19 protein-coding genes are annotated in these 19,816 nt (G+C 43.9%); 6 read left to right on the top strand and 13 right to left on the bottom strand.

The annotated features are described in order from the left end of the window. Positions 1-74: 74 nt before the first annotated feature. On the bottom strand, positions 75-290 hold the full coding sequence (locus RHM67_RS02255) for a hypothetical protein (RefSeq protein WP_252758846.1): 216 nt from the start codon (positions 288-290) through the stop codon (positions 75-77). 124 nt (positions 291-414) lie between these two features. Here RHM67_RS02255 and RHM67_RS02250 point away from each other — a divergent pair, with 124 nt between their 5' ends. Continuing rightward, positions 415-1,002, top strand: a complete 588-nt coding sequence (locus tag RHM67_RS02250) for a porin family protein (RefSeq protein WP_322230251.1) — start codon at positions 415-417, stop codon at positions 1,000-1,002. 720 nt (positions 1,003-1,722) lie between these two features. Continuing rightward, entirely contained in the window at positions 1,723-2,199 is a 477-nt protein-coding gene (locus RHM67_RS02245; RefSeq protein ID WP_252758844.1) for an Lrp/AsnC ligand binding domain-containing protein, read from the top strand. Positions 2,200-2,319: 120 nt separating this feature from the next. Here the strand turns inward: RHM67_RS02245 and RHM67_RS02240 are convergent, their stop codons facing one another. The 5 genes from RHM67_RS02240 to RHM67_RS02220 form a co-directional block, all read right to left on the bottom strand. Further along, positions 2,320-3,507: a class I SAM-dependent rRNA methyltransferase gene (locus RHM67_RS02240; protein WP_322230248.1), complete on the bottom strand. Its 1,188-nt coding sequence runs from the start codon at positions 3,505-3,507 to the stop codon at positions 2,320-2,322. A 208-nt stretch (positions 3,508-3,715) separates the two neighbouring features. Further along, complete coding sequence (locus tag RHM67_RS02235) at positions 3,716-4,318, bottom strand: flavodoxin family protein (protein ID WP_322230245.1); 603 nt, start codon at positions 4,316-4,318, stop codon at positions 3,716-3,718. After that, a complete protein-coding gene (locus RHM67_RS02230) occupies positions 4,315-4,665 on the bottom strand; it encodes a four-helix bundle copper-binding protein (RefSeq protein WP_322230242.1) in 351 nt (116 codons plus the stop codon). Before RHM67_RS02230 ends, RHM67_RS02235 begins: the two co-directional genes overlap by 4 nt. Before the next feature lie 151 nt (positions 4,666-4,816). Then, positions 4,817-5,938, bottom strand: coding sequence for a DUF6515 family protein (locus RHM67_RS02225; RefSeq protein WP_322230239.1), 1,122 nt, complete (start codon positions 5,936-5,938; stop codon positions 4,817-4,819). A gap of 142 nt (positions 5,939-6,080) precedes the next feature. Continuing rightward, on the bottom strand, positions 6,081-6,650 hold the full coding sequence (locus RHM67_RS02220) for a thiamine pyrophosphokinase (RefSeq protein WP_322230237.1): 570 nt from the start codon (positions 6,648-6,650) through the stop codon (positions 6,081-6,083). Between the two features lie 197 nt (positions 6,651-6,847). Here RHM67_RS02220 and dinB point away from each other — a divergent pair, with 197 nt between their 5' ends. Together dinB and RHM67_RS02210 are read left to right on the top strand one after the other, a co-directional pair. Next, positions 6,848-7,906: a DNA polymerase IV gene (gene dinB / locus RHM67_RS02215; protein WP_416182864.1), complete on the top strand. Its 1,059-nt coding sequence runs from the start codon at positions 6,848-6,850 to the stop codon at positions 7,904-7,906. Between the two features lie 677 nt (positions 7,907-8,583). Next, positions 8,584-9,894 carry an ammonium transporter gene (locus tag RHM67_RS02210; protein WP_322230233.1) on the top strand — a complete coding sequence of 437 codons (1,311 nt, stop codon included), beginning with the start codon at positions 8,584-8,586 and terminating at the stop codon, positions 9,892-9,894. 197 nt (positions 9,895-10,091) lie between these two features. Here RHM67_RS02210 and RHM67_RS02205 read toward each other — a convergent pair whose 3' ends face one another. Next, complete coding sequence (locus tag RHM67_RS02205; protein WP_322230230.1) at positions 10,092-11,102, bottom strand: dipeptide epimerase; 1,011 nt, start codon at positions 11,100-11,102, stop codon at positions 10,092-10,094. 55 nt (positions 11,103-11,157) lie between these two features. On the opposite strand from RHM67_RS02205, the gene RHM67_RS02200 reads away from it, so the two are divergent. Next, positions 11,158-12,147, top strand: a complete 990-nt coding sequence (locus RHM67_RS02200; protein ID WP_322230228.1) for a hypothetical protein — start codon at positions 11,158-11,160, stop codon at positions 12,145-12,147. On the opposite strand, the gene RHM67_RS02195 is transcribed toward RHM67_RS02200, so the two are convergent. Genes RHM67_RS02195 through RHM67_RS02180 form a run of 4 tightly spaced genes read right to left on the bottom strand, consistent with a single transcriptional unit; the run spans position 12,144 to position 15,567 of the window. Continuing rightward, entirely contained in the window at positions 12,144-12,749 is a 606-nt protein-coding gene (locus tag RHM67_RS02195; RefSeq protein ID WP_416182863.1) for a rhomboid family intramembrane serine protease, read from the bottom strand. The genes RHM67_RS02200 and RHM67_RS02195 overlap by 4 nt on opposite strands. Continuing rightward, a complete protein-coding gene (locus tag RHM67_RS02190; RefSeq protein WP_322230225.1) occupies positions 12,746-14,488 on the bottom strand; it encodes a M14 family zinc carboxypeptidase in 1,743 nt (580 codons plus the stop codon). The genes RHM67_RS02195 and RHM67_RS02190 overlap by 4 nt, the downstream gene beginning before the upstream one ends. Positions 14,489-14,492: 4 nt before the next feature. Beyond that, a complete protein-coding gene (locus RHM67_RS02185; protein WP_322230222.1) occupies positions 14,493-14,846 on the bottom strand; it encodes an MmcQ/YjbR family DNA-binding protein in 354 nt (117 codons plus the stop codon). 1 nt (position 14,847) lies between these two features. Beyond that, the gene (locus RHM67_RS02180) at positions 14,848-15,567 is read right to left on the bottom strand and encodes a hypothetical protein (RefSeq protein ID WP_322230219.1); all 720 of its coding nucleotides are present in this window, start codon (positions 15,565-15,567) and stop codon (positions 14,848-14,850) included. Positions 15,568-15,653: 86 nt separating this feature from the next. Here RHM67_RS02180 and pepT point away from each other — a divergent pair, with 86 nt between their 5' ends. Further along, positions 15,654-16,907: a peptidase T gene (pepT, locus tag RHM67_RS02175; protein ID WP_322230216.1), complete on the top strand. Its 1,254-nt coding sequence runs from the start codon at positions 15,654-15,656 to the stop codon at positions 16,905-16,907. A gap of 143 nt (positions 16,908-17,050) precedes the next feature. Here pepT and hflX read toward each other — a convergent pair whose 3' ends face one another. After that, a complete protein-coding gene (hflX, locus tag RHM67_RS02170) occupies positions 17,051-18,235 on the bottom strand; it encodes a GTPase HflX (protein WP_322230214.1) in 1,185 nt (394 codons plus the stop codon). 746 nt (positions 18,236-18,981) lie between these two features. Further along, positions 18,982-19,764: an indole-3-glycerol phosphate synthase TrpC gene (gene trpC / locus RHM67_RS02165; protein ID WP_322230212.1), complete on the bottom strand. Its 783-nt coding sequence runs from the start codon at positions 19,762-19,764 to the stop codon at positions 18,982-18,984. Between the last annotated feature and the right edge of the window lie 52 nt (positions 19,765-19,816).

Raw genomic sequence — 19,816 nt, 5'->3', positions numbered from 1 at the left:
CTTTTTTCCATGCTCCTTAACCTCTTGAATTATAAATATATAAAAGCCAAACGGCTTTTAATAATAAACTAAATTTAAAGGCGGTTAGTATCCATGTTCACCAATGCTTTGGTAAGGGTGAACACCACGTATTTACGGTCGCGGTTTACCAGGTCCATAATGCGGGTTATCAGGTTATCTTCCTGGCCTTCGGTGTATTGCAATTGCTCGTCGGTAAGGTGGTTGTACTTGCGCTGCACCTTAATTTTTATACGTTCCCAATCCTTGTTGCTTATCGTTATCTCTGCCATATAATAATATATTTAAGCAAAAATATAAAAAATACCTGCTACTGGCGTTTAATATGTTGCAGAGTGTTAAACTTTTAACAAGCCTGCGCCTCTAACGTTTTTATTAACTAAATAAATTACTACCATGAAAAAATGTTTGTTAAGCGTTGCCATACTATTTATGGCGGCAATTAGTGCCAAGGCACAATTCTCGCTGGGCGCCAAGGCGGGCGTCAATTTCTCCAAGATAAGTACCAATAACGTAGGCGAATCAACCGTGGCTGGTTACCAGGCAGGCTTATTTGCGCGTTTTGGTAAGAGCCTTTACCTGCAGCCCGAGCTTTATGTAGCCAGCAGTGGCGGTAAATTCGATTTTAATAATAGCGGCGGTACCGTAACCTCAAACGGCAAGGTAACCTTTACCAGCATTAACGTACCGCTATTATTAGGTAAAGGTTTTGGCGGCGAAAACCTGAATTTTAGGATAATGGCCGGGCCGGTTTACAGCTATTTGATGGATAAGAACCAAAACTTTAGCGATAATGTAAGCGGTGCTTATAACGATTTTGGCAACTATAAAAAAAGCACGCTGGGCTACCAGGTTGGTGGCGGGGTTGACATAGGCCATATTACTGCCGACCTGCGCTACGAGGGCGGCCTAACCAAAATAAACGAAAGCTACGGCCAACGCCAAAACATTTGGGCGTTAAGCGTAGGCTTCAAGTTCTTTTAAGTGAAATAACAAATTCATGCTAAGATCCCGGTGAACAGCCGGGATCTTTTTGTTTAAAAGAATATTGAACACCGAATGTGAATTATAAATGATGAAGGAAAAAGGCCCTATGTTATTGTGAGGAACGTAGTGACGTGGCAATCTTAAAGGACAATCAGATATGCTGAGATTGCCGCGCTATCGCTCGCAATGACATACTAACGGTCATTTATTTGTAGAATTACGGTCCAAAAAAAAGTCTCTTATACAAGTAAAGCCCCTGATGGGCAGGGGCCTTTACTAACCAATTATAAACCTAAATTATGAGAAGAGCTGTAGGAGAAGGGGTCGAACCTTCAAAGAGTGGTTATTCTTATTGCTAAGAGTTTCCCATTATCTCCGCCACCGCGACAAGGAGGTGTGTCTGCCAAAATTTCACCATCCTACAGGATGTTAATTAAACCTCTCAGTTTAATAGCTGTTGGGGAAGGGGTCGAACCTTCACAGAGTAGTTAGCCCGCTTCGGGTTTCCCATATTCTCCGCCACCGGGACAAGGAGGTGTGTCTGCCAAAAATTTCACCACCCAACAATGTTTGTTTTTAAAGAACAATAAAGCAATTGTCATTTGCTGTATACAAATCTAACAGAGTTGTTAGTTTCTTGCAAATATTTCAACAATATATTTTTATTTTTACTTTTATTATAATTATACTTGTATTTGAATATAGATATTTAAAATTATGCCTCACAGGAAACCTCAAAATTTAGAAATTGATAATCTGGATATTCAGATTTTATCAATATTGATGAAAAATGCGACCACACCTTACACCGAAATCGCAAAAGAATTGATCGTTTCGGGCGGAACCATACACGTGCGGATGAAAAAGCTGGAGGAGATGGGTGTAATTAAAGGTGCCAGCCTGGAAGTAAACCCGCAAAAGCTGGGTTATGATGTAACCGCGTTCCTGGGTATATTCCTTGAAAAAGGATCGCAGTATAATGATGCCGTAAAACAACTGAAGGCAGTGCCAGAAATTGTAGAGCTGCATTACACTACCGGCAGCTATAGCATCTTTGCAAAAATTGTTTGCCACGATACCAACCACCTGCGCGAGGTATTAAACGAAAATATCCAAAGCGTAAAAGGCATCCAACGCACCGAGACATTTATTTCCCTTGAAGAAAGCATCAAAAGGCAAATAACTTTGGATTAAATTTTACTTAGGTTTCCTGCCAATAGTATAACCGCCGTTAATAGCGCGGAACAAAGCAACCTTTAAACTATGTATACTGCATGGCTTAAAGGTTGCTTTGTTGTTGTTGAGGTGTGGGTTTTACCAAACCCTGCACAAAAGCCCCTTCAGGTATTCCCCTTCAGGAAAGGATGCCCTAACAGGATGGTCTTCCGGCTGGTGAAACTGGTAGATGAATTGTACCTGTTTACCGGCATCTAATGCGGCCCAGGCCAGTACCTGTTTAAAGGTTTCCATATCCATAGCACCCGAGCAGGAGAAGGTAGCCAGCAAACCGCCGCTGTTTAGCAATTGCATACCTAAACGGTTCAGGTCTTTATAAGCACGTGATGCCCTATCCAAAGCTGATCGTGATGGCGCATATTTTGGCGGATCGAGCACGATGATATCAAACTTAGCACCTTCTTCTCTGAATTTGCGCAACTGCGCATTTACATCAGATTTTATGGCGTTATGCTCCGTGCCCTCAAATTTATTCAGGCGGATGTTTTCTTCTAAAGTTTCCAATGCCAATGCCGAGCTATCCACACTGGTTACAGATATTGCACCATTTTTAAACGCGTTTAGCGTAAAACCACCTGTGTAGCTAAAGCAATCCAGCATTGTTTTGCCTTTGGCGTAGGTTGCCAGTAACTGGCGGTTATAACGCTGATCGCAGTAAAAGCCAGATTTTTGGCCTTCGGCGATGTTGATGCCGTAACTGATGCCGTTCTCTTTCACCATCACCAATTCGGGAGGCTGGTTACCGGCCAATAATACATTGGTAGTTTCCAAACCCTCGTGCGAGCGGGAGGTGGCATCACTTTTATCAAATATACTTGCCGGTTTTACCAAGGCATTAAGTTCATCTATAATAACAGGCATGGCGTTTTGCATGCCAGATGTTAGCACTTGTACAGCCAAATGGTCGGCATATTTATCTACAATAAGGCCGGGCAGATAGTCAGATTCACTAAAAATCAATCTGCAGGTGTCCGTTGTACCATCAGCAAGTATATGGGCACGGCCGGCAACAGCTACCTGTACCTTTTCGCGAAACCAGTTGTCATCAACAGCAACGCTCTCGTCCCACTCCAATAACCTTACGGCAACGCGCGATTGATCGTTGTAAAAACCGTAGGCCATGAAATCTTTTTTGCTATTCAGCAGGCGGATAATTTCGCCATTGGCAGGTTTGCCCTTTACGTTTTCTATCGCGCCCGAAAACACCCAGGGGTGTTTATGCAATACAGCTTTCTCTTTACCTTTCTTTAATACAACGTCAATCATACCGCAAAGGTAATAATATCGGCGCCAATGTTATTCGTTGCCGGGAATGGGTCAGAACTTCATATTAAACCTACTTTAAGCTTGGGCTAAAGCCATTTTAAACAGTTTAATTTAGCCGTTGGCTGAAACCGAACGGCAATGAGTTAATAAACAAATCTAAGATAGATTAAAGACAAAGACGACGGCCATAGCCAAAATATATTGAGCATTACTCCCTACCGGAGATGGGTGTGTTTTTTAAGGCCCTGGCAACCGCTACCACATTTGCCGCGGCGGCTTTACCGATTTCTATCGACCAATCTTTGCGGTAATCGCTTTCCAGGTAATTATCCCCGGGGCCGGGGCCATTATTCCAATAAGTGTATGATTGCGGCGCAATGGTAAAACCAACATCCATCAGCGCACCAGCAATTTCTGATACCACGTGGCGGGCGCCATCCTCGGCACCTGTTACCACAAAGCCTGCTACCTTATTAAAAGTAACCGGTCGGTTTTGTGCGTCGCGCTTTGGGTAGAGGCCGTTGATGCGTTCTAAAACCTTCAATGCCTCGCTGCTCATGGTGCCCATCCAGGTTGGGGTGGCTATGATGAGGATGTCTGACGCGAGCAATTCTTTTAATATGGCGGGCCAGGCATCCCCCTCGCCCAAGTCAGATTTTATTCCCGTGATGATATTGTGATCTGCCACGCGGATCATATTGGTTTTTACACCAAGGCGATCCAGCTCGGCAACAAACTCCTTTGCCAGGGCTTCGGTGTTAGATGCCGCGGGCGATGGCTTAAGCGTACAGTTTAATATCAGGGCTTTCATACGTATTTCAGTTGAAACGGTTCGTGGTAATCATGGCAGATATAGGCGCAGGCCAGGCAAACTTCTGCACATTTAAGGCAATACTCTTGCTGGGCGTGCCTTCTGCATTCTTTAGCACATTTGCGGCAAACTTCCTCACACAGCGCCAAAAACTGGTAAGCTATTTCTGATCCGCGTTGTAGCAGCCTGTCGCTTTGCGCACAAACATCAATGTTATCCTTACACAACTCTATGCAATACTTAAATTGTACATTATCCCTTTCGTTATGGCAAGCTTTAATACATTCCTCACAAGCCTTTACGCAACTCAATAATCTTAGTATTATTCCCCTTTCCTGATCATTCATACACTTCAACTATTAAGTTAAACTTAATAATCAATGTATTAAAGTTAAAATTGTTTGAATAAATTTAAAAGCGTGTTACTTCCCCGGAATTATAACGCACAAAAAAGGCGGATACTTTGCAGCATCCGCCTTTAATTATAATACTTAAATATTATTGATTGTTGTCCTCCGGCTCATCTGTTGCAAGGCCTACAACTTTGTAAACTTTGTTATTATCATTGTCGCGGGTTTCCTGGAAATAAGTTCCGTCTGGCGCAACATATAATTTTTCGCCGTTCACTTTAATTTTACGGCTATCCTGTGGTAAGGTGATTAACACATCACCAATCTGGTATGGTTGGTCGTACTCGCCGCCATCGCCACCACCATTAGCGGTGTTCAGTTCGCCATCTTTACCGGCAACTTCGTAAACTACGCTGCCATCATCTTTAGTAACCGCACGGTAGTAAACACCGTTAGATTCGTAGTACTGCTCGCCATTAATGGTAATAGCCTCAGCCTTTGATGGTAGTGAATTTACCTCGGCACCAACCGGTGGTTCAACCACTGTATACTGGTTATTGTATTGCTGATAATATAAACCATCACTGTAGTAATATTGGTAATCGCCGTAATAGAACGGATAATAACCAAATGGCAATACGCCTATGCTAAAACCAATACGTGGCAAATAGTATGAATTATAGAAACCACGGTTGTTATAAAAACCACGGTTAAAGTAACGCGAGCCGCCATAATAACCACGGTTGTAACCGTAGCCGTAACGGCCATAGTTACCGCCACGGTAACCACCTCTTACGCCTGCACTATAAGTTCCACGGCTGCCGCTGTAAGTACCACGGTTGCCTAAAACAGCTGTATTACCACGGTTAAAACCGTTTGTGCCTCGTGTTACGCCAACTGATGTGCCGGGACGGTTAAACCCACCTGACGGACGGTTGAAACCTCCTGACGGACGGCCTACACTTGCATCGCCGGATGGACGGTTAAAACCACCGGAAGGGCGGCTTACGCCAACACCTGCAGACGGACGGCTAAAACCACCGCTGCTCCCGGCAGACGGGCGACTAAAACCGCCGCCACCACCACTTGATGGGCGACTGAAGCCACCACCGCCACCACCACCGGATGAACGACTACCACCGCCGCCGCCGCTAAAACCGCCGCCGCCGCCACCTCTGCTACCACGTTGCGCATTGGCGTTTAGGCCTAAAGACATGAGCAACACTCCGCTTAAGGCAATACTTAATAATTTTTTATATCCTGTTTTCATCTTGAAATTTATAATTGATCGGTATATAAAAGCCGATGTATGTATTAAGACTACGAAACACATCAACGGTTTAATTGATGTATAATTATATTTAAACAAAAATGAGCCGCTAATTACCCTGTTTGTCAGGCTTGTATCCTAATCAGATCTCTTCAGCTATAAACAGTAACCCGTCGTCGAAATTCAGGCTGATGAAGCCGTCGGTTGTGGTGACAAAATTACCGTTACCTTTATCAGCTAACCCATTGGTTTTCAGGTTTAAATATAAGGATAAGATGCGGATACTTTCGCCCGCGGGTTTCCATTTGCTGAAGCCGGGGTTAACCGCGTAAATTTTTTGGTTTCCGCTATATATTACAATGTTGATTTCGGAAGCGAATGTGGTAAATTCATTAAGGTTTACCTCATCGGCCACTACATTTACGGCTTTGTATTCATTTTGGATAAGAAAATTGAGGGCAGCTTCTACCTGCGATGCACCTGCCTGCGGGATCTGCCTGATATAGGATTGTAGCGTTTTGTCAATTTCATCCGCTACAATAATGTCTATCTTTATTTCGTAGCTGTTCATCTGCTCGGCAATAAGCGGCGTGGCAATCACCGTTGGGCTCCACTCCAACAGTTGGCCCAATAATTCTTCAGAGAAGTTATCGAGGCTTAATAACAGCAGGGCAGGTTCCTGTTTTTCGCGTACAATGTGGTGGGATGACATTATATTATATACAGTTGAGTAATTTTGCCAAAGGTAAATTAAATTAGCCTCTCCCCAACTTTCCGAAGGAGAGGGTGCAGGAAAGAAAGGCTCCCCTACCGGGGGAGATTTAGAGGGGGCTTAAGGGGGCTTTTAAAGTTTAGCATAAAGTGGCAGATAGCGAAGTTCAGATAAAACGGAAGATAATCCATATTGATATGGACGCATTTTACGCGTCGGTAGAGCAGCGCGATTTCCCCGAATACCGTGGCAAACCCCTGGTAGTTGGCGGCCTGCCCGAAGGGCGAGGTGGTGTGGTAGCTACCGCAAGTTATGAGGCGCGCAAGTTCGGCATCCGCTCGGCCATGTCATCAAAGCAGGCGCTGCAGCTTTGCCCGCATGCCATATTTGTGAGGCCAAGGTTTGCTGCGTATAAAGAGGTCTCGCAAAAAATCCGTGAGATCTTTGGGAGATACACCGACCTGATAGAACCACTCTCGCTGGATGAAGCATACCTGGATGTTACCAATGACAAATTGAACATCGGCTCGGCTATCGAGATCGCGCAGCAAATAAAACAGGCTATTAAAGATGAGCTGAACCTTACCGCATCGGCAGGTGTGTCTATTAATAAGTTTGTTGCTAAAATTGCATCTGATATAAAAAAGCCGGATGGCTTAACATTCATAGGCCCGTCATCTATAGAAAACTTTATGGAGAACCTGCCTGTAGAGAAATTCCATGGCGTAGGTAAGGTAACTGCCGAAAAAATGAAAAAGCAGGGCCTGTTTACCGGTGCCGATCTGAAGAAATTAAGCGAAGAGGATATGACCGGCCGCTTTGGAAAAGCAGGCGGGTTTTATTACATGATAGTACGTGGGATTGATGACCGGGATGTACAACCCCACCGCGAAACAAAATCAATGGGGGCCGAAGATACATTTGCCTATGACCTGACCACCGAAGAGGAAATGCACGCCGAACTGGAGAAGATAGCCAAGATCGTAAACGAACGATTATTGAAATACCGGTTAAAGGGCCGAACCATTACCCTCAAAATAAAGTACAGCGACTTTAAGCAGATCACCCGCAGCTGCTCTATCCCGGATAATGTGGACGATATTGATACCATATTAAGCATTTCAAAAACTTTGCTGGCCGTTACAGACACCGAAAACAGCCGGATAAGGTTATTGGGCATTACGGTTTCTAACTTTTTGCCTATAGAAACCAAGGCGAAACCGCAAACGGACCAGCTCACACTCTTCGATTTTTGAAATAATTCAATAATCGACGCTGATTTTCTAAAAAATCTTAAAAAAATATATTGTATCGGCCTATATTTTAAAAATATGCCATCAAATGATAGAACAAGGGTTTTTATACTATCCTATCTTAAATAAATAAGATTGATTTTTCATTTATTATCCAATATTTTAAAGGAATTTATAAAAAATTGCGAATTTTATTGACAATATGGTTTTTATGTTGTTATTTTAGCATATGCAATTGACAGAATTGAAACCTATTTTAATAACTATCAACCAAATTAAGTCGATAAACGATTTAATTTCTGCTTCATTTAGATATATTGGCTGCCAATTAAGCGCTTTTGCTTTCACAAAGGGCATAAAAAGCACCAAAAATTTAAACTTCACCGAAGTTTATACGCTTAAAAGCATCGTAAATGATAAAAGAGACGAAAGAGATCTTATTTTTTTCAAAAACACTCTCCAAACTGCATTAAACACCGCGACAGTTTATATAAATGGTTCTAATTGTGATTTAATTAAACCGGCATCAGCTTACAGGTTGCACCCTGGGCTGATGCTGTTGCCTCGGCACCTACGGCGAAAACACAGGGCTAACTTATAAGCAGCGCCCTTCTCAAAATACTGACCTCCAAATAATACTGACTATTAACTAACTAAACTTATCCACTCAAACTAAAACAATGAAAAAAATTGTACCCTTTGGAATTCTCGTTATTGTAGTTATCCTGGCACTGATGTACCCGGGCGCTACAGCGGCCGCCAAACCGGCAACAACTTACGTAGGTGCTGATATTGCCTGGATGCTTATTTCTACAGCCCTTGTATTATTGATGACACCCGGCCTTGCCTTCTTTTATGGCGGTATGGTGCGTAAAAAAAACGTTATCTCTACCATGCTGCAAAGCTTTGTATGTATGGGCCTTATCACTATCATTTGGGTAGTATTTGGTTTTAGCATGGCCTTCGGCGATGATGTTGGCGGCCTGGGCTTAATTGGTAACCCAAAATCATTTTTCATGATGCAAAACACTTTAGGTGTAGCATGGGCGGCATCACCAACTATCCCGGTGATACTATTCGCTATGTTCCAGTTAAAATTCGCGGTTATTACACCCGCGCTTATTACCGGTGCATTTGCAGAACGTATCCGTTTCAACTCTTACTTAATTTTTATTACACTGTTCATCATTGTAATTTATATCCCGTTAGCTCACGCAACATGGCACCCACAAGGTTACTTCTTTAAGATGGGCGTGTTAGATTTTGCAGGTGGTACCGTTGTACACATGTCTGCCGGTTGGGCCGCACTTGCCTCGGCATTATACCTTAAAAAACGTACCGGTGCAGAAGAGATCCACACACCTGCACGTATCAGCTACGTAATATTGGGTACTGGCTTACTTTGGTTCGGCTGGTTTGGTTTCAACGCGGGTTCTGCATTAAGCTCAAGCGAACTTGCTGCTACTGCTTTGGCTACCACAACAACCGCATCGGCCGCTGCCGCTATGTCATGGATCTTCTTTGACATCCTTAGAGGTAAAAAACCATCGGCAATGGGCGCTTGTATTGGCGCTGTTGTAGGTTTGGTTGCTGTTACACCTGCTGCAGGTTATATCACCGTATCAAGCTCGCTTATTGTGGGTATAGTTGCCGCGGTTATAAGCAACCTGGTAGTTATCTGGAGAAGCAAAACCAACATTGATGATACCTTAGACGTATTCCCTTGCCACGGTGTAGGTGGTATGGTAGGTATGTTAATGACGGGTATTTTTGCTACCAAATCTGTTAACGGCGCAGGTGCAAATGGTTTAGCATATGGCGAAACCTCATTGTTTTTTAAACACGTTATTGCATTGGTAGCAGTATCGGTATTTGCTTTTGTAGGTGCATTTGTACTACTTAAAATTACCGACCTGATTAGCCCGCTACGTGTTACTGCAGAAGAAGAAATTGCAGGTTTGGACATGAGCCAACACGACGAAGAACTATAATAACAACACTATAACTGACTAAACTAACTAACGAAGAAAAGGGTTGCGAAAGCATCCCTTTTTTGATTTAAGGGGTTTTTGTCTTCTATTTAACCACAAAGAACACAGCGGAATGGCTATATTATTAGCCACAAAGAGCACAAAGATTTGCTTATCTCTGTGCTCTCTGTGAAAAACGTTGTGCTCTTTGTGGTTAATTACACCTCTAACCCTAACCCAACCTCTTTACTTAACACCCATTTACCATCAACCATCTCCGGCATTTGGTAGGGGTTGTTAATAGTTAGCAATGGCCCGTCAAGGTCGGCCCAATCGCATTGTGGGGCAAGGGCGGCGGCGGCAAGGGTGGCGCAGCTGGTTTCGCTCATGCAGCCTATAAGAACCTTTAAGCCCAGTTCGCGGGCTTTGTTTATCATTTGTTTGGCCTCGTACATCCCTGCCGATTTCATTAGTTTGATATTGATGCCGTGGTAAACGCCTTTAGCTGCCGCAACATCTGCAAGGCGTTGCACTGCCTCATCGCCGATGATGGGGATGGGGCTATGTTCGGTTATCCAGGCGTTGCCGTCTATGTCGGTTTTAAGCATGGGTTGCTCTATCAATTGCACGCCCTGCTCTTGCAGCCAATAGATCAGGTCGAGGCTTTGTTTGCGGTCTGTCCAGCCCTGGTTGGCATCAACATAAAGCGGTACATTGGTAACCGAGCGGATGGTTTGGATCAGCTCATGATCGCTATCGCGGCCAAGCTTTACTTTTATCACTTTAAGGCCTTTGGCTTCTTTTACTTTTTGCAGGATCACCTCTTTGGTGTCTATGCCAATCGTATAACTGGTTACCGGCATATTTGCGGGATCGCTACCAAAAATTTCCCAGCAGGGTTTCCCTTTCAGTTTGCCATCCAGATCATGCAGGGCAATATCAATAGCGGCTTTTATGGCCGGCTGACCAGGTGCGATGCTATCCAGGTAATGGATGATAGCTGCAAAATCAATAGGGTATTTAAACTGGCTTATATCAACCTTACTTAAAAACAGGGCGGCGCTTTGGTGGCTTTCGCCCATGTAGGGTACCATTGATGCCTCACCGAAGCCGGTTTGGCCTTCGTGGGTTAACTGCACCAGCATCAAAGGGGTGCTCGTACGCGAAAACTTGGCGATGGTAAAGGTATGCTTTAGTTCGAGCTCGAAGGGTTGATAAGTAAGCTGCATGTCAATAATACCAAAGCTAAAACATTAAGTTAAATTCCTGCTTATCTTTGCGGCCATGCCGGCAGAAATTTACGCACCGTTCGAAAAATTTAACTTTAGTAACCGTAACTGTTTTTTAACGGGAACTGTTTTACAAAGCGAGGAAGAAAAGGTCCAGGTTTTTCCGCAATGGCTTATGAGCCTGTATAATTTAGAAGACCAGCCCTTTAAGCTGCTCGACGAAAGTATCGCCACCTATAAAGATCTTAAGATCCCATGCTCGGCCGTTGTTAACGATGAATATTTAGAACCCTTAGAATTGGAAATTGCCGCAGCATTTGCCGGTGGATACGAAGGTGTAAAAGCATTAGATGAGTTTAAACTTTTCCAATGGACCAGCAAATTATTGTACGGCATTATCTTTAACGAGATCCAGTCGGGCATAAAAATGATGCATACGCAGGGCGAGGAATTTAACATTTCACAGGCCATTATCCATAAATTTAGCCACCTGCATTTAATGCTGCAAAGTGTTAACCTACCTGTCCATTTTGAAGAATTTAAACCTTTTAGTTTATTCTTATTTAAGGTTGATAACAAGCCCGAAGAGTTTGGCTATCGCGATGAGATCAACACCCAAACATTCGCCCTGCGGATAAAAGATTTCGGTATGGTGATATGCCTGCAGGATAACAACGCCAACTTTGGTTACCACCATAAGATATACAATCAGCTAAAAGACGACGTGCTGCACCCTATCCAATTCGAAGAATTTAGCGGCCGGGTATTCTACAGCAACTACCTTTTTAACCGCCTGCCCGAGTATAATATTTTACCCGTTGGCGAGGATGTGTATATTGAGGATATGCCCCTGCGCGGCATCAGCAGCAAGCCGCTTTTCGATGAGTGGACTAACAAAACCTACGGGCAGGTATTGGAAAATTTCTGGAAAAACTGGGGCTTCCTGCTATTAGAAATTATCAAAAACCCAAACGAGCCCATGAGCTTTTTATTTGATGCCGATGGCAACAAAATAAGCCATGAAAGCATCGACCTGCCTAATTAAAACTGCCTTATAAATTCGTTGATGACTTCGTGATGAAGCGCGAAGGTGATCACCACCCCGCTAACCGCGCCGTACAAGTGGGCATCGTGGTTAACGTTATCGCGCGCGTGTTTGGATGCAAAGTGGCAGTAGACCAGATACAAGACCCCGAAGATCCAGGCGGGGATAGGGATCGGGATAAACATCAGCCCCATTTGCGCTTTTGGGTTAAACATAATAAAGCTAAATATCACCGCGCTAATAGCACCCGAAGCGCCAAGGCTGTTATACCAGATATCGTCTTTATGTTTTTGGATGGATGGCAGGTCGCTTAGTATCAGACTTAACACATACAGCAAACCAAATTGCCAGTGGCCCAACATCGCCTCCAACTGGAAAGCAAAGAAATAGTACGACAGCATATTAAAGAACAGATGGTTCCAGTCCTTATGGATCAGCCCGCTAGTGATAACTGTGTACACCTTGTGCCCGCGCGATACGTTGTAGGGGTTCAGTATAAATTCGCCATAGATGTTCTCGTTAGAGAAAGCCCAAAGCGAGGTGGCCAGTGTAATTACAAATATGATTGACGCCACGGGTGTCGCCAGGAAAATTTCCATCATTGCAGATCGAGTTTAGTATTGGTTAGCAGCCTGCCCACCGGGTAGCGCAGGTAAGTTTTTTCGAAGTATGGCGAGTTGCGGTACACCCAGTTTAATTGCCCGCCGGCACTTGCAGCCAGTTTAGGATCGGCCGTTTTGGCATCATCCAATTTCTTGCGAAGGTCGGGGTCGTTTTTTAACAGTTGCGCGGCAATATCTTCAAACACATAATCGGAGTAGTATTCCTTTTGGCCCAGCACGCTGTCAAAAAAGTTCCATGCGAAGAAGGAATCTACGCCCTGTGGTTCCAGCGTTTCTACAATGTAGCGATTGATAGGTTGGTTCACATAAACCACGTAATCACCCTCATAAAATTTCACTTTTGCATCAACCGGGCTTAGCTTAACATTACTGTGGATGTAATGCCCTTCGTAAGGCCTTGTGCCGGTTTTGTAATCGCCGATGTAGTACATCTGCAAACTCAATGTCGTGTCATGCGCCAGGCGGCTCATGGCAACTTTGTTTAGTTTAAATAGGTCTATCACCTTACCCCATGCCTGCGGAATAATGTAGGCAACCGGCTTGTCGGCAGTAGCACTTGCTTTGTAGGTATTATAAAACTTTATAGGTTTGCTGTAGGGCTTTTCACGGTCGTAAAAAAGTCTTTTAAGGCCGCTTACATCGCTAGTTTTGTACCCCGCGGCATAGCCTTTAAAGGTGATGGTATCTACTTTGGTTTCGTCAAGCGCCCAGTTAAGGGCAAAGGTCTTTTGTTTGCTTACATCAGCGTCTACCTGCTTTTTCATAGTGCCTAATAACCTGGCGTCACGCTGGCAAATGCTTATTAGATTTTGCATAAAGGCGTAGGCTGCCCAAACACGTTTGTCAAATGGCTTAAGCATATGTGTCTCAGTCATATAACTGATGATGTTATGCTGTGCTGCAAACCCGGTAGAAAAGCGCGGCGTTTCCATGAAACTCACTATGCCACTATCGGGCAGGCCTTCTTCGCCGGCACCGTAAGGGATCATTTCATAGCCGCTTTTCTTCATGCCTTTGTACAGATCGGGGGTAAGGGTTTTATCAGTATAGGCGGCCAATACGGGGTTTTGTTTATCCTTTTGGGTTTCTATCAGCGTCATCACGTACTGGTAATCGGCCCCATCGCTGGTGTGGTTATCCAGTAAAACTTCGGGCTGCCAGGTGTTCAGGATCTGGGTAAAGGCAAGCGCATTTTTGCTATCAGCTTTGATGAAATCGCGGTTCAGGTCCAGGTTGCGGTAGTTGCCCCTAAAGCCGTATGCCCGCGGGCCATTTTGGTTAGCGCGCGACTGCCCCCTGTTCATGTTACCGTCAATATTATACAAGGCAATAAAGCAAAGCACCACATCTTTTGGCAACTGGTTCTTTTTTAACAGATCGCGCACCAACATCATACTGGCATCGATGCCTTCGGGTTCACCAGGATGGATGCCGTTGTTGATCAGCAATACCCGCTTATTTTGCTTTTTGATCTGCGCCGGGTCGAACACTTTATCTTTCGATAAAACCACCAATGTTAATGGCTTGCCAATATCGGTAGAGCCGTAATTAAACAAGCGCATCTGTGGCTGTTGCTTAGCAAGGTTTTTATAGTAACTAGTAACCTCGGTGTAGGTTGCTGTATAGTTTTTGTCTTTGCTTTGCTCAAATGGGGTAAGCTGGGCGTAGCTTTGCAGGTAGTAACAAAGGGAGAGCAGCAGAACGAGATTTCTTTTCATGATGTTATTTACTGTCGGCAATTTCGGCCTGCAGTTTCTTGGGCAAACTTGCAAAAACCAGGTCGTATGAATGGTCTATCATGTCGCAGATCTGTTTACTGGTAAGCGAGCCATCGGTATGCACCGTGTTCCAATGCTTTTTGTTCATGTGGAAGCCGGGTTGTACTTCGCTGTATTGTTCGCGTAGTTCAACGGCACGCTCAGGGTCGCATTTTACGTTAAAGCTTGGCGAACCAAGGCCGGTAAGCATAAACACTTTATCGGCTACTTTAAAAACAAGTGTTTCCTCACCAAACGGAAAGCTTTCGGTAACGCCGGGTTTATTTAGGCAATAGTCGCGCAGTTCTTCTATGTTCAATTTAGTACCCCCTAATCTCTTTATCGTATGAGTTTTGGCCGCCAAAGTTCACCTTAATGCCAACCGTAATTTGCCTATACTGGTCAAGCGCGTTGTTCTTAAACTTGGTTGATGGATCGGCGTAACCATCAAGCCCTTCACCAAAAGTAAGGTTATGCTGGTAACCAATATCCAGGCGGACATTTGGCTGATCGTACTCATTATAAAACTTAAACTCGTAACCAAAACGCAGCGGTACAATTAAATTTATTCCGTTATCCTTCCCGGGGAAGGTATATGTTGGGTCGATAACACTTGTGCGTTGGGTTACAACGCTATTAGCTATGCCACCAATACCGGCACCCAGGTAAAAGTTTTTTAACACATTCAGCACCGTGCTCCCCTGGTAATTTATAACCTCGCCCGCCTGCACATCTATGTGTAATATTAAGGCCTTGTAATTATTAACAAACTGGCGGCCATCTTTATCTATCTTCAGATCGGTACCTCCACCAGAAAGTTTACCAAGCTGAAACTCCAGGCCGATAGGCACGTATGGGGTATAAAAGTAATTGAAGGTTACCGCGAATGATTTATTATCGTATTCTTTTTTTAGATCGGCATACGGGTGGTTTAAACTCGCGCTTACGCCAATACCGTAAGTGGCATAGTTTAAACTACCCTGTGCTTTACCTTTAAAAAAAGCCAGTGCCAATACAATAAATAAAAGATACTTTTTCAATTGATTTTATGTTTGATATTTTACAAATTAGCTTGCGGTTTAAAACACAACCGGGCAAATAAAATTTCCACTAATATAGGCTTTCTATGGATTTTAATACACCGTTAAGTTACACTGTTACTGATAGGTTTTTAAGCTATGTGCAGATAGACACACAATCAGACCCAACGTCGCCAACCACACCATCAACAGCAAAACAAAAAGACCTTGGCCGCCTACTGGTTGCCGAGCTTTTGGAAACAGGTGTTAGCGATGCCCACCTCGACGAATACGGCTATGTATACGCGACTATCCCCGCCAATACCGATAAGCCCAATATCCCGGTGATCTGTTTTTGCTCGCACATGGATACCGCACCCGATTGTAGCGGCAAGGGCGTTAAACCTATCATCCACAAAAACTATATAGGCGAAGATATCAACCTGCCGGATGATGCCACGCAAATAATAAAACTGAAAGAGCACCCCGACCTTAAGAACCAGTTGGGTAATGATATCGTAACCGCATCAGGCACAACTTTGTTAGGGGCCGACAATAAAGCAGGCGTTGCCGAAATTATGGATGCCTGCTACCAGTTGATCAATCATCCCGAAATAAAACACGGGACTATAAAGATCCTATTTACACCCGATGAAGAGATTGGCCGAGGGGTTGATAAAGCTGACATAGCCAAAATTGGCGCGTTTGCAGCTTACACCATGGATGGTGAAAGTGTGGGCAATATGGAGAACGAAACCTTTAGCGCCGACGGTGCAAAGCTTACCATACTAGGTGTAAGTTCGCACCCCGGCTTTGCACAGGGCAAAATGGAAAGCGCTATAAAAATCGCGGCTAAGATTGTTGCGGCCCTGCCGGATAGCTTATCGCCCGAACACACTGCCGGTATGCAGGGTTTTGTACACCCGGTGGATATTAGCGGGCATGTGGAAACCGCGGTTATTGATTTTATTATCCGCGACTTTGAGAAAGAAAATTTGGTAAAGCATGCGGATGTTATCCGTAATGTAGCTGATGAAGTATTGAAGAACTATCCAAACTCATCCTACAAACTGGAAACGCACGAGCAATACCGCAACATGAAGAATGTACTTGCCCAATACCCGCAAATTGTTAATTACGGCATGGACGCAATGCGCCGTGCCGGGTTACAGCCAAAGCGGTGCAGCATCCGCGGTGGTACAGATGGCTCGAGGTTATCATTTATGGGTTTACCCACCCCAAACATTTTTGCCGGCGAACATGCTTTCCACAGCAAACAAGAATGGGTGTCGGTACAGGATATGCAAAAAGCGGTTGATACCATTCTGCATTTATGTATGGTTTGGGAAGAGAACTCCTAAAACAAATTTGTCATCCTGAGCGATAGCGAAGGATCTAATAGCGAACTATGCATACGATTGCATGGCGGCGAATAGATGCTTCACTACGTTCAGCATGACAAACCATTACTCCCTCTATATGGAAAGGGCTGGGGAGAAGCTACTTAATAAAGCAAATTATCATGCGGATACCGCTCCGTATGCACATTTTTTACGTATTCGTAAAGCAGCTCCTTAAACTCATCTACATTCTCTTTTTCGGTTGCAGAGATAAATATGGCAGGGCTGTTATTCTTGGCCATCCAGCTGTGTTTAAAATCATCAAGGGTTAGCGGCTCTTCGGTAACATCAACGTGGTGTTGCTCGGGTACAAAGGCATCTATCTTGTTAAACACGGTTATCATGGTTTTGTCGATAGCGCCAAGTTCCTTTAGCGTTTCATTAACCGTGCGGATCTGGTCTTCAAAACTTGGGTGCGATATATCTACCACGTGGATCAAAATATCAGCCTCGCGCACTTCATCTAATGTCGATTTAAAACATTCTACCAAGTGGTGAGGAAGCTTACGGATAAACCCAACCGTATCTGATAGCAGGAATGGCACGTTTTCTATCACCACTTTCCTAACCGTAGTATCCAGCGTTGCAAACAGCTTGTTCTCCGCAAACACTTCCGATTTCGACAGCATATTCATGATGGTAGATTTACCTACGTTGGTATACCCCACCAAAGCCACACGAATGAGTTGCTGGCGGTTTTTGCGTTGTGTTTCGTTCTGGCGGTCTATTAGCTTTAAGCGTTCTTTCAGTAACGAGATCTTGTTCAGGATCAAACGCCTATCCGTCTCAATCTGCGACTCACCCGGTCCACGCATACCGATACCACCCTTTTGGCGCTCCAAGTGGGTCCAGAGGCGGGTAAGGCGGGGCAGTAAGTATTGCAGCTGTGCAAGCTCTACCTGCGTTTTGGCCTGCGCCGTTTGGGCGCGGCCGGCAAATATGTCTAATATCAGGTTGCTGCGGTCAAGGATCTTTACATTCAGTTCGCGCTCAATGTTACGCATTTGCGATGGTGTAAGCTCATCGTCAAAAACAACGATGTCTATCTCTTCGGCAATTACATATTCTTTTATCTCATCCAGCTTACCGGTACCTACAAAGGTAGACCGCTCGGGGCGCTGTAATTTTTGGGTAAAGGTTTTAACGGTGAGGCCGCCGGCAGTCTCCACCAAAAATTCTAACTCCTCTAAATATTCTTTTTCACGTTCTTCGGTTTCGTTTGGTGTAATCACACCAACCAAAACCACTTTTTCCTGCTTCACAGCAGTATCAAAAAACTTTGGCTTCATTTAAAAATGATTAACAATTAAAGTATAAAGGTAAACATTAAGTTACCTCCAATATAACTCACTATATGGTGTTATGTTCACATGGCACGCAATTGTTTTGTATTAATAATTTCGCTTCCACACAATTACACTAAGAAGCGGTTAACAAGGGGGTTATAAACAGACAGGTTCATAACAAAACTTTCAGGCACATCCCTACAATGGGTAGCAAAATGGAAAGGTACAGTGTGGGAGAGTATTATATCAACATGATGGCACAAAGATATTGAATTAAGGGCTAATTACAAACCCTTCACAATCATCATCCCATCAAGACTATTTAAAACCGGGGCACTACATAAAAGCTGCTTTGCTCCACCTTGATTTCGAAGTCCCTTTTCAGGATAAAGATATTGTCTGGATTATTCGCTAACAAGACATTTATGCAAAACACAGTGTTGCCAGTATTATTAAGACGCTTGATGTAAATCGGGCTGCCTTATTTAGGTTCACAAAGTTTTTAAGGATTAAAAAGATGACAAACCAAATTAATAGATAAACTATAAAATCGATAAATAAGGGTTCTAAAAAGAATTGCTGAGACATAGACGTATGAAACCCTTTACACGTGTAAAGAAAGGGAAACCCCATAAAATCTATCGACCCAATATCATCTACAAATGCAATTGATCGCATAGTAATTATCGAAAAGGAAATAACGGTAAGAGGAATAACAAACTTTACAATTATCTGCTTCGTGGTAATTATTACAAACCCTTCACAAATTCGCGCATGGCAGCACCGGGGTCCTGCTGTTTCATAAAGTTCTCGCCTATTAAAAATCCGTTGAAGCCTGCTGCCTTTAATTGTTTAATAGTTTCGGTGTCGCTGATGGCGCTTTCCGAGATCTTCATAAACTCGCTTGGGATATGATCAACAAGCTTAAAAGAGTTTTCTACCGTTACGGTAAAATCGGCCAGGTTGCGGTTGTTTACACCAATGGCATCCAGGTTGCTGTCGATGCTGCGCTCCAGCTCTTCTAAGTTGTGCACTTCTAAAAGCACATTAAGGCCGAGGCTTTTGGCAAGGCCCGCCAGATTCTTAATTTCTGCAGGGGTAAGGATGGCTGCTATCAATAAAATAATATCCGCACCTAATGCTTTTGCTTCGATAACCTGGTACTCATCAATCATAAAATCTTTACGAAGGATGGGGATCTGGGTAGCGCGGCGCGCACGGGTAACATCCATTTTACGGCCCATAAAAAAGCCATAATCTGTCAATACCGAACATGCTGAAGCACCTGCAGCCGCGTAATCTTTGGTCACATCTTTTACCAGCGCATCATCATTAATAATTCCCTTTGAAGGCGACTTGCGTTTAAACTCGGCTATAATGCCGGTACGATCTGGTGCCAGCAAAAAATCTTTAAAAGAATAGGTTTCGCGGTGGAAGTATTCCGACTCCTCTAACTGCGTATAGGTGGTACGCACCTTATCGCGTTCTACTTCTATCTTTTTATAAGTAACTATTTTATCGAGTATGTTCATTGTTTCAAATCTAAAATAAACGCCTGTCATTCCGAACGAAATACGAGGAGAA

It is taken from the genome of Mucilaginibacter sp. 5C4 (genome assembly GCF_034345625.1).
In the GTDB taxonomy this organism is placed as follows: domain Bacteria; phylum Bacteroidota; class Bacteroidia; order Sphingobacteriales; family Sphingobacteriaceae; genus Mucilaginibacter; species Mucilaginibacter aurantiaciroseus.
Note: the sequence above shows the minus strand (reverse complement) of the source record. Positions and strands in the feature narration are given on the sequence as shown.

What these genes read in the sequence shown, in the direction of transcription:
- dinB (WP_416182864.1), top strand. Translation starts at nt 6,848, where the DNA reads ATGGACGCATTTTACGCGTCGGTAGAGCAGCGCGATTTCCCCGAATAC.
- RHM67_RS02210 (WP_322230233.1), top strand. Translation starts at nt 8,584, where the DNA reads ATGAAAAAAATTGTACCCTTTGGAATTCTCGTTATTGTAGTTATCCTG.
- hflX (WP_322230214.1), bottom strand. Translation starts at nt 18,235, where the DNA reads ATGAAGCCAAAGTTTTTTGATACTGCTGTGAAGCAGGAAAAAGTGGTT.
- RHM67_RS02190 (WP_322230225.1), bottom strand. Translation starts at nt 14,488, where the DNA reads ATGAAAAGAAATCTCGTTCTGCTGCTCTCCCTTTGTTACTACCTGCAA.
- RHM67_RS02200 (WP_322230228.1), top strand. Translation starts at nt 11,158, where the DNA reads ATGCCGGCAGAAATTTACGCACCGTTCGAAAAATTTAACTTTAGTAAC.
- pepT (WP_322230216.1), top strand. Translation starts at nt 15,654, where the DNA reads ATGGATTTTAATACACCGTTAAGTTACACTGTTACTGATAGGTTTTTA.
- RHM67_RS02225 (WP_322230239.1), bottom strand. Translation starts at nt 5,938, where the DNA reads ATGAAAACAGGATATAAAAAATTATTAAGTATTGCCTTAAGCGGAGTG.
- RHM67_RS02235 (WP_322230245.1), bottom strand. Translation starts at nt 4,318, where the DNA reads ATGAAAGCCCTGATATTAAACTGTACGCTTAAGCCATCGCCCGCGGCA.
- RHM67_RS02255 (WP_252758846.1), bottom strand. Translation starts at nt 290, where the DNA reads ATGGCAGAGATAACGATAAGCAACAAGGATTGGGAACGTATAAAAATT.
- RHM67_RS02250 (WP_322230251.1), top strand. Translation starts at nt 415, where the DNA reads ATGAAAAAATGTTTGTTAAGCGTTGCCATACTATTTATGGCGGCAATT.
- RHM67_RS02245 (WP_252758844.1), top strand. Translation starts at nt 1,723, where the DNA reads ATGCCTCACAGGAAACCTCAAAATTTAGAAATTGATAATCTGGATATT.
- trpC (WP_322230212.1), bottom strand. Translation starts at nt 19,764, where the DNA reads ATGAACATACTCGATAAAATAGTTACTTATAAAAAGATAGAAGTAGAA.
- RHM67_RS02205 (WP_322230230.1), bottom strand. Translation starts at nt 11,102, where the DNA reads ATGCAGCTTACTTATCAACCCTTCGAGCTCGAACTAAAGCATACCTTT.
- RHM67_RS02220 (WP_322230237.1), bottom strand. Translation starts at nt 6,650, where the DNA reads ATGTCATCCCACCACATTGTACGCGAAAAACAGGAACCTGCCCTGCTG.
- RHM67_RS02240 (WP_322230248.1), bottom strand. Translation starts at nt 3,507, where the DNA reads ATGATTGACGTTGTATTAAAGAAAGGTAAAGAGAAAGCTGTATTGCAT.
- RHM67_RS02195 (WP_416182863.1), bottom strand. Translation starts at nt 12,749, where the DNA reads ATGATGGAAATTTTCCTGGCGACACCCGTGGCGTCAATCATATTTGTA.
- RHM67_RS02230 (WP_322230242.1), bottom strand. Translation starts at nt 4,665, where the DNA reads ATGAATGATCAGGAAAGGGGAATAATACTAAGATTATTGAGTTGCGTA.